The sequence below is a fragment of the Streptomyces sp. NPDC048278 genome (genome assembly GCF_040652195.1).
Classification (GTDB): domain Bacteria; phylum Actinomycetota; class Actinomycetes; order Streptomycetales; family Streptomycetaceae; genus Streptomyces.
Genome location: NZ_JBEZLP010000038.1, coordinates 90,646 through 102,260 on the forward strand (window position 1 = coordinate 90,646; position 11,615 = coordinate 102,260).

General features: G+C 73.6%; 12 protein-coding genes. 9 read left to right on the plus strand and 3 right to left on the minus strand.

Annotated elements, in window-relative coordinates:
• The first annotated feature begins 4 nt into the window (after positions 1 to 4).
• The 3 genes from AB0D74_RS41880 (at position 5) to AB0D74_RS41890 (ending at position 4,403) form a co-directional block, all read left to right on the plus strand.
• The gene (locus AB0D74_RS41880) at positions 5 to 862 is read left to right on the plus strand and encodes a universal stress protein (protein ID WP_362599197.1); all 858 of its coding nucleotides are present in this window, start codon (positions 5 to 7) and stop codon (positions 860 to 862) included.
• A gap of 588 nt (positions 863 to 1,450) precedes the next feature.
• Positions 1,451 to 1,879 carry a hypothetical protein gene (locus tag AB0D74_RS41885; protein WP_362599199.1) on the plus strand — a complete coding sequence of 143 codons (429 nt, stop codon included), beginning with the start codon at positions 1,451 to 1,453 and terminating at the stop codon, positions 1,877 to 1,879.
• A gap of 265 nt (positions 1,880 to 2,144) precedes the next feature.
• Positions 2,145 to 4,403, plus strand: a complete 2,259-nt coding sequence (locus AB0D74_RS41890) for an MMPL family transporter (RefSeq protein WP_362599201.1) — start codon at positions 2,145 to 2,147, stop codon at positions 4,401 to 4,403.
• A gap of 55 nt (positions 4,404 to 4,458) precedes the next feature.
• On the opposite strand, the gene AB0D74_RS41895 is transcribed toward AB0D74_RS41890, so the two are convergent.
• Positions 4,459 to 5,112 carry a response regulator transcription factor gene (locus AB0D74_RS41895; RefSeq protein ID WP_362599203.1) on the minus strand — a complete coding sequence of 218 codons (654 nt, stop codon included), beginning with the start codon at positions 5,110 to 5,112 and terminating at the stop codon, positions 4,459 to 4,461.
• The gene (locus AB0D74_RS41900) at positions 5,100 to 6,251 is read right to left on the minus strand and encodes a histidine kinase (protein ID WP_362599205.1); all 1,152 of its coding nucleotides are present in this window, start codon (positions 6,249 to 6,251) and stop codon (positions 5,100 to 5,102) included. Before AB0D74_RS41900 ends, AB0D74_RS41895 begins: the two co-directional genes overlap by 13 nt.
• An 81-nt stretch (positions 6,252 to 6,332) precedes the next feature.
• On the opposite strand from AB0D74_RS41900, the gene AB0D74_RS41905 reads away from it, so the two are divergent.
• The 4 genes from AB0D74_RS41905 to mftR all read left to right on the plus strand — a co-directional run bounded on the left by AB0D74_RS41905 (position 6,333) and on the right by mftR (position 9,564).
• A complete protein-coding gene (locus tag AB0D74_RS41905) occupies positions 6,333 to 7,061 on the plus strand; it encodes a response regulator transcription factor (protein ID WP_362599207.1) in 729 nt (242 codons plus the stop codon).
• A 165-nt stretch (positions 7,062 to 7,226) separates the two neighbouring features.
• Positions 7,227 to 7,697 (plus strand): VOC family protein, encoded by a 471-nt coding sequence (locus AB0D74_RS41910; RefSeq protein ID WP_362599209.1) that lies wholly within the window; start codon positions 7,227 to 7,229, stop codon positions 7,695 to 7,697.
• Between the two features lie 145 nt (positions 7,698 to 7,842).
• Complete coding sequence (locus tag AB0D74_RS41915; protein ID WP_362599211.1) at positions 7,843 to 8,670, plus strand: SDR family oxidoreductase; 828 nt, start codon at positions 7,843 to 7,845, stop codon at positions 8,668 to 8,670.
• Positions 8,671 to 8,934: 264 nt separating this feature from the next.
• Entirely contained in the window at positions 8,935 to 9,564 is a 630-nt protein-coding gene (gene mftR, locus AB0D74_RS41920) for a mycofactocin system transcriptional regulator (protein ID WP_362599213.1), read from the plus strand.
• Between the two features lie 35 nt (positions 9,565 to 9,599).
• Here the strand turns inward: mftR and mftG are convergent, their stop codons facing one another.
• A complete protein-coding gene (gene mftG, locus AB0D74_RS41925; protein ID WP_362599215.1) occupies positions 9,600 to 11,144 on the minus strand; it encodes a mycofactocin system GMC family oxidoreductase MftG in 1,545 nt (514 codons plus the stop codon).
• A 186-nt stretch (positions 11,145 to 11,330) separates the two neighbouring features.
• Here mftG and mftA point away from each other — a divergent pair, with 186 nt between their 5' ends.
• Positions 11,331 to 11,468 carry a mycofactocin precursor MftA gene (gene mftA / locus AB0D74_RS41930; RefSeq protein ID WP_362599217.1) on the plus strand — a complete coding sequence of 46 codons (138 nt, stop codon included), beginning with the start codon at positions 11,331 to 11,333 and terminating at the stop codon, positions 11,466 to 11,468.
• Positions 11,469 to 11,523: 55 nt separating this feature from the next.
• Positions 11,524 to 11,615 (plus strand): mycofactocin biosynthesis chaperone MftB (gene mftB / locus AB0D74_RS41935; protein ID WP_362599225.1); only part of this gene is annotated, 92 nt, incomplete at its 3' end.

Sequence of the window (11,615 nt, forward strand, 5' to 3'; positions counted from 1 at the left end):
CGCCGTGGACCTGCCCCTCGTCGTCGGCGTCGACGGCTCCGAGCCCAGCCTGCGGGCCGTGGACTGGGCGGCCGACGAGGCCGCGCTGCGCCGGGTACCGCTGCGTCTGGTCCACGCCTGCCTCTGGGAGCGCTACGAGGGCGTCGCGCTCGCGGACGATCTCGACAGGCCCTCCGACCAGGTGATGGCCGAGGACATCGTCGACGTCGCCGCGCAGCGTGCCCGGCACCGGCAGCCGGACGTGAAGGTGTGCACCGAGGTGCTGCCCGAGGAACCCGGGTACGCGCTGGTCCGGGAGAGCCGCAGCGCCGGCCTTCTGGTGCTGGGCAGCCGTGGCCGCACCGGCCTCGCCGAGGCGCTGCTCGGCTCCGTCTGCCTCACCGTCGCCGCGCACGCGCACTGCCCGGTGATCGTGCTCCGCGCCGGCCAGGACGACCGGGGCGGCGCGGGCCGGCGCGGCCGGATCCTCCTGGGCGTCGGGGACCGGCAGGATGCGGTGCGCTTCGCGCTGGGCGAGGCGGAACTGCGAGGGGCCGAGGTGGCGGCCGTACGCGCCTGGCACTGCCCGGCGCACGACTTCGCCGACCACCTTCCGGCGGACTCCGCCCGGCTGTACGAGCAGCAGGCCGACCGGCGACTCCAGGAGGCGCTCCATGCGGCCCCCGAGGGCGTGTCGCTGCAGCCGCGGACCGTCGAGGGCCACGCCCGGGAGGTGCTGCCGGCCGCCTCCCACGACGCCGATCTGCTGGTCGTGGGCGCCCTGCGCAAGCCAGGGCACCGCGGCCTCCGGCTCGGCCGGACCGCCCACGGCGCCCTGCACCACTCCGCCTGCCCGGTCGCCGTCGTACCCGAGTGGGTGTGACCCGCCCAGCCGCCCGGCTGCCGCCCGAAGGCTCGCCGAACGGTCGGGCACAGGCGGGCAGCAGGTGGGCCCGCCGTTGTGTTCGGCCGGGCGCGGCGCCTGTGCTCGCTCTCCGCTGCGGCGATCCGTCGGCAGCGGCGGAGCGACACCGCGGGGGACCGGTGCCGCTCCTGGGTCGACTCTCTCCCGGGCGACGCCCCGGCGCAGGTGCCGTTGGTCCCGCATCCGGGGCCGATCGGCCCTGCGCGCCGGCCCCGCCACCACAGGACGGCTCGAACCGGTGCCGCTGCCCGAGCCGTCGTCGTACCTGCCTGGCTCCCACGAGCCGCCGGTCGGCATCCGGCTGTCGGGCCGTGCGGTGCGTGTCGGTCCGGGGACACGCGCGTGGTGGTGCTCCCGGACACGGTCCGACCGCTGACCCCGTGAGCATGGGCACCGGCGGACGCCGGGGGCCGCGGCCGGTGTAGCGGGCTACACCACGGGTCCGGGAGTGCGCTCCCTCGTGGCCGGGCCGGGGCGACGGGATCGTGGTCTGCAGAGATCCCCGGGGCGGTCCAGCCCCTCGCCCCTCGTCCTAAGGAATGCCCGATGGCCGCCAAGTCGCCGCTCGCCACCGTCAAGTCGTTCTTCGCCGATCTGCTGCTCTGGTCCTTCTTCGTGGCGGGCCTGGCCGCCGCGATGGGCGGCGCGGGCGCGGTTCTCGACGGCACCGCGAAGAACGCGGCGACCCTCGCCGGTATCGCCGTCTCGCTGCTGACTGGTACCCGCATCGCGAAGAAGCCGAGGATCAAGGCGTTCCTGTCGACCCGGCCGGTGCTGTGGTTCCTGTTCCTCTTCAACGGTGGTGTGGCCGCGGTCGCGTACTTCGCCATGGACGGCGCGAAGGGCATCGCCACCGCCGCCGGCATGGGCCTGGTGGCCCTGGGCGCGGCGGGCGGTCTGGTGTCGGGCCGCCGCAGGTCCGAAGGCGACCGGGCCCAGGACGAGTCGACCGGAACCTCGGCCACCGGCTGGTAGGTCACGACCCCCCGCCCCTCCAGGGCCCGGATCCGATCCCCGGATCCGGGCCCTTGCCGTGCGGGTCCCGGCGACATGGTGGAGCGGGCTACACCACAGGTCCGGGAGGGAGCTCCCTCGTCGGCCGCGGCGCCCCGCGAAAGAGTGGGACACGGAGCGCCGGACGTGTCCCCGCCCCGGCCCGACCGGGCCGGACCGGGGCCGGTACCCGCTCCCCTCGCCCGTTTCGAACGTTCCGAATTCCCGTCGTGGAGGCTCCTCCGTCATGGCAACTGTCCTTTACCACCTGGGCCGTGCGGCCTTCCGCTGGCGATGGTTCGTCACCGTCCTGTGGGTCGCCGTCCTGGGCGCCGTGGGATTCGCCGCCGCCAAGGCGCCCACGGCCGCCGACGAGGGCTTCACGATGCCCGGGATCGAGTCCCAGAAGGCGTTCGACCTGCTGGAACAGCGCTTCCCGGGGACCGCGGCCGACGGCGCGAGCGCCAGGATCGTCTTCATCGCCCCGAGCGGTGAGAAGGTCACCGCGACCGCCCACAAGAAGGCCGTCGAGAAGCTCGTCGACGAGGCCGCCGCCGGCTCCCAGGTCGCCACCGCCGTGGATCCCTTCCAGGCGAAGGCGGTCAGCGAGGACGGCAGGACCGCGTACGCGACCGTCTCCTTCACGGCGAAGGCCGACGACCTCACCGACGCGAGCAAGCAGCACCTGGAACGCGCCGTCGACCAGGCCAGGGACGCGGGTCTGACGGTCGAGGTCGGCGGCGACGCGCTCGCGACGCAGCCCGCGGCGGGCGGCAGCGCCGAGGCGATCGGCATCGCGGTCGCCGCCCTCGTCCTGCTGGTCACGTTCGGCTCGCTGGCCGCCGCCGGTCTGCCCCTGATCGCCGCGATCATCGGCGTCGCCGCCAGCATGACCGGCATCATGGCCCTGTCCGAGACCTTCGGCCTGTCGGAGAACACCGGCACCCTCGCCACCATGCTCGGCCTGGCCTGCGGCATCGACTACGCCCTGTTCGTCGTCTCCCGCTACCGCGAGGAGCGCGCCAAGGGCCACGCACCCCGGGAGGCGGTCGGCCTGGCGGCCGGCACGGCGGGCTCCGCGGTCGTGTTCGCCGGCCTCACCGTCGTCATCGCGCTGGCCGGGCTCTCGGTGGTCGGCATCCCGATGCTCACCAAGATGGGCCTGGCCGCCGCCGGCGCGGTGCTCGTCTCGGTGCTGATCTGCCTGACCCTGGTCCCGGCGATCCTCGGTTTCTGGCCGAACGCGGTGCTCTCGCGCGGCGCCCGCCGCAACTCCCGGCGCCACCGCAGGAAGCAGCTGAAGACCGAGAACGGCGGCTCGCGGTGGGCCAAGGTCGTCGTACGGCTGCCCCTGCCCGTGCTGCTGCTCGGCGTGGTCGGACTCGGCGCGGTCGCCATCCCCGTCCTCGACCTCCAGCTCGGCATGCCCGGCGACGAGGCCAAGCCCACCTCCACCACCGAGCGGCGCGCCTACGACGCGCTCGCCGACGGCTTCGGCCCCGGCTTCAACGGGCCCCTGACCATCGTCGTCGACGCGAAGGGGGCCGACGACGCCAAGTCGGCCGTGGCGAAGGTCGCGAAGGACATCGGCGCCACCGACGGCGTCGTCTCCGTGTCACCGGCCCGCTTCAACAAGGCGGGGGACACCGCGGTCTTCGCCGCCACCCCGGCCACCAGCCCGACCGACGAGAAGACCAAGGACCTGGTCAGGACCATCCGCGGGGAACGCTCCGGCATCGAACGGGACGCGGGGGTGTCCTACGAGGTGACCGGCAAGACCGCGCTGGACATCGACGTCGCGCAGAAGGTGCAGGACTCGCTGGTCCCGTACCTCGCCGTGGTGGTCGGCCTGGCGGTCGTGCTCCTGCTGCTGGTCTTCCGCTCGCTGCTGGTGCCGCTCAAGGCCGCCTTCGGGTTCCTGCTCTCCGTCCTCGCGGCTCTCGGCGCCGTCGTCGCGGTCTTCCAGCAGGGACACGGCGCCTCGCTGCTGGGAGTGGAATCCACCGGTCCGATCATGAGCATGATGCCGATCTTCCTGGTGGGCATCGTCTTCGGACTGGCCATGGACTACGAGGTGTTCCTGGTCTCCCGGATGCGGGAGGCGTACGTGCACGGCGAGGCACCCAAGCAGGCGGTCGTCTCCGGCTTCCGGCACAGTGCCCGGGTGGTGGTGGCCGCCGCGCTGATCATGACGGCGGTGTTCTCCGGGTTCATCGGCGCCGGTGAGTCGATGATCAAGATGATCGGTTTCGGGCTCGCCATCGCGGTCCTCTTCGACGCCTTCGTCGTCCGGATGGCCATCGTGCCGGCCATCCTCGCCCTGCTTGGCCACAAGGCCTGGTACCTGCCGAAGTGGCTGGCCCGGGTGCTGCCGGACATCGACGTCGAGGGCGAGAGGCTGAGCCGCAAGGTGCCGGCCCCGGCCGCCGGGTCCGCCCCGGCCGCCGAGTCCGCTTCGGGCGTCCCGGCCGAACCGAGCGAGACGGAGCCCGCCGCGGCCCGCTGAGAACACGGGAGGGGCCGCCCCGGCTGGGGCGGCCCCTCCCGCTGTCGCGTCCCGCTCAGGCCTGCGGCATGTGGGCCAGATAGGCGAGGACGGCCAGCACCCGCCGGTGGCCGCTGTCGCTCGGCGGCAGGTTGAGCTTGAGGAAGACGTTGCCGATGTGCTTGTGGACCGCGCGCTCGGTGACGACGAGGGTCCTCGCGATGGTCGCGTTGTCGTGGCCCTCGGCCATCAGCCCCAGCACCTCGCGCTCGCGGGGCGTGAGCGAGTCCAGCGGCGAGTCCTTGCGGCGGGTGAGGAGCTCGGTGACGACCTCGGGGTCCAGCGCGGTACCGCCGCCGGCCACCCGCTCCAGCGCGTCGAGGAACTCGTCGACCCGCCCGACCCGGTCCTTGAGCAGATACCCGATGCCGCTGGTCCCGCCGCCCAGCAGCTCACTGGCGTACGACTCCTCGACGTACTGCGAGAGCACCAGCACCGGCAGCCCGGGGATCCGCTCCCTGGCCTCCAGTGCCGCCCGCAGCCCCTCGTCGCGGAAGCCCGGGGGCATCCGCACGTCGAGCACGGCCACGTCCGGGCGGTGCTCCAGGAGCGCGGGCATGATCTCGGGCCCGCTCCCGGCGACGGCCATCACCTCATGCCCGGCCGAGGTCAGCAGCAGGACCAGGCCCTCCCGCAGGAGGGCGTTGTCCTCGGCGATCACCACACGCACGGCAACTCCACTTCGATCACGGTCGGTCCTCCGACCGGGCTGGACACTTCCATGGTTCCGTCGAGCGCGGCGACCCGCCGCCGCATACCGAGCAGCCCCGAGCCGCCGGTCTCGTCGGCTCCGCCGCACCCCTCGTCACGGACCCGCACCCGCAGGCCGCGGCGGACCCGGACGAGCCGCACCTCGGCACGGGAGACCCCGCTGTACTTGGCGACGTTGGTCAGCGACTCGGCCACCGCGAAGTAGGCCGCCGCCTCCACCGCCGCGGGCGCCCGCACCCCCTGGTCCAGGCCGCCGTCGTCCACCGCCACGTCGAGGCCGCTGCCCGCCGCCAGCGCCCGCACGGCGCCGGCCAGGCCGCGGTCGCTCAGGATCGGCGGATGGATGCCGCGCACGACCTGCCGCAGCTCCGTGAGCGCCTTCTCGGCCTGTTCCTGGGCCTCGTCGAGGAGCCGCCGGCCGGTCTCCGGATCACCGCCGTAGGCGCGCCGGGCCAGCCCGATGCGCATGGACAGCGCCACCAGCTGGGCCTGCGCCCCGTCGTGCAGGTCCCGCTCGATCCGGCGCAGCTCCGCCTCGTGCGCGGCGATGGCGTCGGCGCGGGTCGCGGCCAGTTCCTCGACCCGGGCGGTCAGCTGTGCCTGCGGGGAGGGCTTGAGCAGCGCGGTCGACCAGTCGGCCTCCAGGTCCGCGAGCCGCACGATCAGCGGCAGCACGACCGCCTCGCGGCGCAGCAGCCCGCACCACACCCCGTCGACGACCAGCCCCACCGGCCACAGCGGCACGGCGAGGGCGAGCAGCGCGCCGTAGAACCAGTACGCGACCATCCAGCGCGCGTCGGTCCGGGTGCCGGGATCCTTTACGGCCTTGACCACCCGCTCGCGCACCGTCCCGGTCAGCGGCCGGTACACCTCGGGGATCCGCACCCCGGTCCAGGTGGCGGTCAGGCTCCGCTTGGCGCCCGCGATCCGCCGTATCAGCAGCACCGTCTCGGGCAGCAGCCAGACGCCGACGACCGTCAGCGCGCCGATCGCGGTGATCAGCAGGACGGTGACGAAGATCCACATGCCGAAGGCCATCGCGGCGGCCAGGACGAGATGGACCGTGGCCCACGCGGCACGCCGCACCGTTTTCCACATGGGACGAAACTAGATGTTTTGCTTGAGTCACGCAAGTTTCTGATAGGGTGTGTGCCCGCGTCACCATGAGAGGGACCTGTCGTGCGAGCGAACCTCGAGGAGCGGCCGTCGCCGCCACCGTCGCGCAGCGGCGGACGGGACGTCCTGATCGTCGGCCATGACTCCGCCGAGACCGATCTGCTGACGACCACGCTGGAACTGGCCGGCTACCGCGTCGCGGGTGTGGCGGGCACCGGCGCCGAGGGCGTCGAGCGGATCACGCGCCGCCGTTTCGACCTGGTCGTGTGGGACGCCACGCTGCCGGACCTGAAAGAGGTCGCCGCCCGGGGCCGCCGCATCGGGCCCGAGGACCGCCCGCCGCTGCTCTACCTGATCACCTGCGAGTACCTGTACACCCTCCTGCCCGTGCTGGGCCGCGGCCGGGAGGACTACGTCACCAAGCCCGTCCGCACCACCGAGGTCCTGGCCCGGGCCCAGCTCCTGCTGCGCGGCGCCGAGCGGGAGGGCCGCCCGGGGGAGCTCGGCTACGGCGACCTCGTCCTCGACGACACCGCCTGCGAGGCCCGGCGCGGCAGCAGGCCGCTGGATCTGAGCCCCGCCGAGTACCGGCTGCTGCGCCACCTGCTCGCCAACGCCGGACGCGTGCTGTCGAAGGAGCAGATCGGCAGGTACGTCTGGGGCGAGTTCCGGGCGACCGACGCCATCGAGAAGCTCGTCTCCCGCCTGCGCCACAAGGTCGACCGGGGCGAGCCCGCGCTGATCCACACCCGGCGCGGCTTCGGCTACTGGCTGGGACACCCGCGCGACTGAGCCGCGGGCCCTCGGGATCGGCCCCGAGCGCCGGTCCGGAGTGTGGGTCTCGGCGCGGGTGACGGCCGTCACGTCCGGAAATTGTCGGGAAGTCGTCCGGGAGGTGTCGGACCGTCCCGTTTGCATGCGGGTACGGAGCCAGATCCCGATGCACCAGGAGACACCATGACCGGCAGCCTCAGGCCCGCGGACCAGTTCCACATCGGCATCGTCGCCGAGGACTTCGACGCCACGAAGAAACAGCTCTCGGAGCACTTCGGGTTCGACTGGTCCGAGGACATGGGCGGGCCCGTCGACGTCCGGCTGGCCGACGGCGAGACGGCCGTCGACTTCCGGTGCGCCTACGCCCGGTCGTCCGGCGCCGGGACCCGGCTGGAGATCGTCCGGAAGGTGCCCGGGACCTTCTGGGAGCCGACGCGCGGCTCCGGCATCCACCACCTCGGCTACTGGTCCGACGACGTGGCGGCCGACGCCGCCGCGCTCGAACGGCAGGGCTATGTGACCGAGGCGACCCGCAAGGGCTCCGACGGCGCCCTGTTCTTCGCGTTTCTGCGCAGCGCCGGCGAGACGGGCTTCCGGGTCGAGCTGGTGAGCAGGGCCGCCCAGCCGGCGATGGAACGGGCCTGGGCCCGGTAGGCGCACGCCCGCGGGGGCCGGATCGTCCCCGCCGGGCACATCCGTCACGGTGCCGACACCACGGCACCGAGTTCACCCCAGTCACCCCTTTCACCCTTCCCTTTTCCCTTTCACCCTTCTCGTCGACGCCACCAAGGAGCGGGACATGACGACCGTAGGAATAGTCACCGGAGCCGGACGCGGCATGGGAGAGGCCTGTGCGCGGCGGCTCGCCGGCACGGTGGACGTGCTGCTGCTCGTCGACCGGGACGCGGACGGCGCGGAGGCCGTCGCGAAGAGCCTCGACGACCCGGCCGGACGCACCCGGGCCGAGGCGTTCGGCCTCGACGTCACCGACCGCGAGGGCCTGGCCCGGCTCGCCGCACGGGTCGCCGAACTCGGCACACTGCGCGCCGTCGCCCACGCGGCCGGCATCTCGCCCACCATGGCCGACTGGCGCCGCATCTTCGAGGTCGACCTCATCGGCACGGCCCTGCTCGCCGAAGCGCTCCGCCCGCTCGCCACCGACGGCACCGCGCACGTCTACTTCTCCTCGATGTCCCCCCTGCTCGCCCGCGTCGACAGCCCCGATCCGGCCATCGGCGCGATTCTGGACGAGCCGCTGCGCGAGGACTTCCTCGACCGGATCCGCGAGGCCGTCGGACCGGAACTCGAACAGTCCACCCTGGCCTACCCGTGGGCCAAGCACGGCGTCGCCCGGTTCGCCCGCAAGGAGGCCGTACGTCTCGGCCCGGTCGGCGCCCGCGTGTGCTCGCTGGCCCCGGGCATCATCGACACCCCGCAGGGCCGACAGGAGGCGGCCAAGCAGTCGTCCATGCAGAAGCTCGTCGACGCGACGCCGCTCGGCCGCACCGGCAGCTCGGAAGAGGTCGCCGATGTCGTCGCCTTCATGCTGTCGGACGGGGCGAGCTTCCTGAACGGCGTCGACATCCTCGTCGACGGCGGTGTCTACGCGGCCGTCCGCGACCGCTGACGCACTCCCGAGGCCGGTTCGGGACTGGTCCGGGACCGGTTCGGGACCGGCCTCGGGAGACCCCTTTCCCGCGCGACCCCGGAGTCGGGTCGAGGTACCGGGCCATCGCCCGCCCGCCTGCCCGTCCGTCTGTTGTCCGCCCGGCCGATGTGCGGGCCCGGCGGACCGCGCCCCGCGAGCGGTGCGAGGATGTCTGCCGACGGCGTCGGCCGCACGGCCGCCTGCCGTCGGCAGCTGGTCGGGGCCCGAAGGAGAGGATCGCGGATGAAGCCGCCACGGGGCGACACGGCGGTCTGCACGGGACCCGCCCGGCCGTCGGGCCGGCCGCGCGCCACCTCGCGGGCCGCGCTCGAACGGCTGGGTTTCGAACTGTTCGCCGAGCATGGCTTCGACGACACCACGGTCGACGGCATCGCCGCGGCCGCGGGCATCGGGCGGCGCACCTTCTTCCGCTACTTCGCCTCCAAGAACGACCTCGTGTGGGGCGACTTCGAGGAACAGCTGACCAGGCTCGGCGCCCTGCTCACGGTGGCCGACCCCAAGACGCCGATGATGGACGCGCTGCGCGAGGCGGTCGTCGAGTTCAACCGGTTCGACCCGGAGATGGTGCCCTGGCACCGGCAGCGCATGACCCTCATCCTGCGCGTGCCGACGCTCCAGGCGGACTCGGCCGTGCGGTACGCGTCGTGGCGGGCCCTCGTCACCGCGTTCGCCGCCCGGCGGCTGGGCCGCCCCGCGTCCGACCTGCTGCCCCGGCTGGTCGGCAGCACCACCCTGGCCGCGTGTGTCACCGCGTACGAGCAGTGGCTGGCCGACGAGGACGCCGACCTGGGCCGACTGCTGGACCTGGCCGTGCGGCAACTCGCGGACGGGTTCCGGGACCTGCACGGCTAGCCTGCCGCCTGCCGCAGGGCCCCGCAGGGCGCCGGTCAGGTCAGGCCGCGCCGCACTGCGTCGGCGACGACCTCGCCGATGAGGACGGCGGTGGCCGCCGGGCCCCTGAGCGGCGGCGTCGGCAGGATGGACGTGTCCGCGACGCGCAGGCCGGCGACACCGTGCACCGCGCCGAAGCCGTCGACGGCGGCCCGGCCATCCCCGGCGGGGCCCATCGGGACCGTGCCGCAGGTGTGGTGGGACGTGCCCAGGTGCCCGAGGACCCACTCGTCGAGCAGTCGGTCGTCGCCCAGCACCCCGGCCTCCGGCGCCGCGAGTCCCGCGGAGACCTCCGCGAAGTCGGCCGTGGCGACCAACTCGGCCGTGATCCGGACCACTTCACGCATCCGCCGCCGGTCCGCCGCCGTCGCCAGGTAGCCGTAGTCGAAGCTCGGGGGCGTCGCGGGGTCGGCGGAACGGGTGCGCATCCGGCCCGTCGGCCGCGGGGTCTGGACGGAGACGAGGAACGCGAGCGGCGCGCCGGGCACGGACGCCCGGCCGCCGGTCAGACCGGCCGCCGGGACCAGGGACTGGAGGATCTCCAGGTCGCCCGGGTGCGCCCCGTCCGACGAGGAGAGGTGCAGCGCGCCGCCGAGCCAGGAGCCGACGGGCGCCGGCAAGGGCCGCCGGGGTGCCCACTCCAGCACCACCTGCGGATGGTCGCCGAACCGCGCCCCGACGGCCGGGACGTCGCTGACGACGGGAATGCCGAGCGACTCCAGCAGGCGGCGCGGTCCGATGCCCGACAGGTGCAGCAGGTGCGGTGAGCGCAACGCCCCGGCGCAGAGCACCACTTCACCGCCGTACACCGTGCCGCGCTGCCCGTCCCGCTCGACCACCACGCCGGTCGCGCGACCGCGCTCGACGACGACCCTGAGGACCGTACTGTCGCCCTCCACACGGAGGTTGGGGCGTCCGGACGCGGCCGACAGGTAGCCGATGCCCGTGTTGAGGCGGACCCCGTCCACGACGTTGCACGGTATCGGGCCGAAACCCGGCGGGTCCTGGGCGTTCTTGTCCGGCTCGGCCGGGAGGCCCAGCCGTCGGGCTGCCGCCCGGAACGCCGCGGTGGCGGGATGACCGAGCCCGGTACGGCGCACGCGCACCGGCCCCCGATCCCCGTGCAGCGCGCTGCCGCCCTCGTCGAGGTCGGTCTCCAGGGCACGGAGGAACGGCAGCATCCGGTCGTAGGACCACACCGGCCCGGCCGCGGCCGACCAGCGGTCGAAGTCCTCCCGCCGGGCCCGGACGAAGTACCCGCCGTTGACGGTCGTCGAGCCGCCGAGGACGCGTCCCCGTACGACCGTGTACGGGTGCCGGGGAGTGAGGTGCACGGCGTACGGCTGGACGGCGGGGTGTCCGGGCTGTGCGCCGGGCACGAGCCGGGCGTCCAGCAACTCCGGTGCGAACGCGGCCGGACCGGAGGGTACCGGGCCGGCCTCCAGCAGCAGCACCCTGCGGCCGGGATCCTCGCTGAGCCGCGCCGCGAGCACGGCGCCGCTGCCGCCGGCCCCGACCACTATGACGTCCGGCCGCGTCACCGGTGTCCGCCCCGCGTCCAGGAGTGACGCGGCGTCAAGTACCCGTGCGGTGCGTTCATGGTCCTCCGCGTCCTCTGCGTCCGCTGCGTGCTCTTCGAAGCTTCGTGCCTCCGGCGTCTTCACTTTCGGCACCCGGTGTCATTATTCTCCGGATGTCCGATGGGAGCGATGCTCAGGGAGAGTCGCATGAACGAATCGCCAGTCACGCAGCCCGTTCCGGACAGCGAGATCCAGGACGGGAAGGCCCCGGCCGAAGACTCGCTGATCGAGGCGGACGAGTTGATCGAGGAGGTCTCGATCGACGGCATGTGCGGCGTCTACTAGGCGCCGCGGGATGACCGCCGTGGACCTCGACCGTGTCATGGACCTCGACCGTGTCATGGACCTGGACCGTGCCTGGGATCTGCATCCGCAGGTCTCGGTGCGGCCGGAGCCCTTCGGTGCGCTGCTGTACCACTTCGGTACCCGCAA

Bases quoted from the DNA above. Each gene is read 5' to 3' on its own strand.
- AB0D74_RS41885 (WP_362599199.1), top strand. From the start codon at position 1,451: ATGGCCGCCAAGTCGCCGCTCGCCACCGTCAAGTCGTTCTTCGCCGAT.
- AB0D74_RS41890 (WP_362599201.1), top strand. From the start codon at position 2,145: ATGGCAACTGTCCTTTACCACCTGGGCCGTGCGGCCTTCCGCTGGCGA.
- AB0D74_RS41900 (WP_362599205.1), bottom strand. From the start codon at position 6,251: ATGTGGAAAACGGTGCGGCGTGCCGCGTGGGCCACGGTCCATCTCGTC.
- AB0D74_RS41910 (WP_362599209.1), top strand. From the start codon at position 7,227: ATGACCGGCAGCCTCAGGCCCGCGGACCAGTTCCACATCGGCATCGTC.
- AB0D74_RS41915 (WP_362599211.1), top strand. From the start codon at position 7,843: ATGACGACCGTAGGAATAGTCACCGGAGCCGGACGCGGCATGGGAGAG.
- mftR (WP_362599213.1), top strand. From the start codon at position 8,935: ATGAAGCCGCCACGGGGCGACACGGCGGTCTGCACGGGACCCGCCCGG.
- mftA (WP_362599217.1), top strand. From the start codon at position 11,331: ATGAACGAATCGCCAGTCACGCAGCCCGTTCCGGACAGCGAGATCCAG.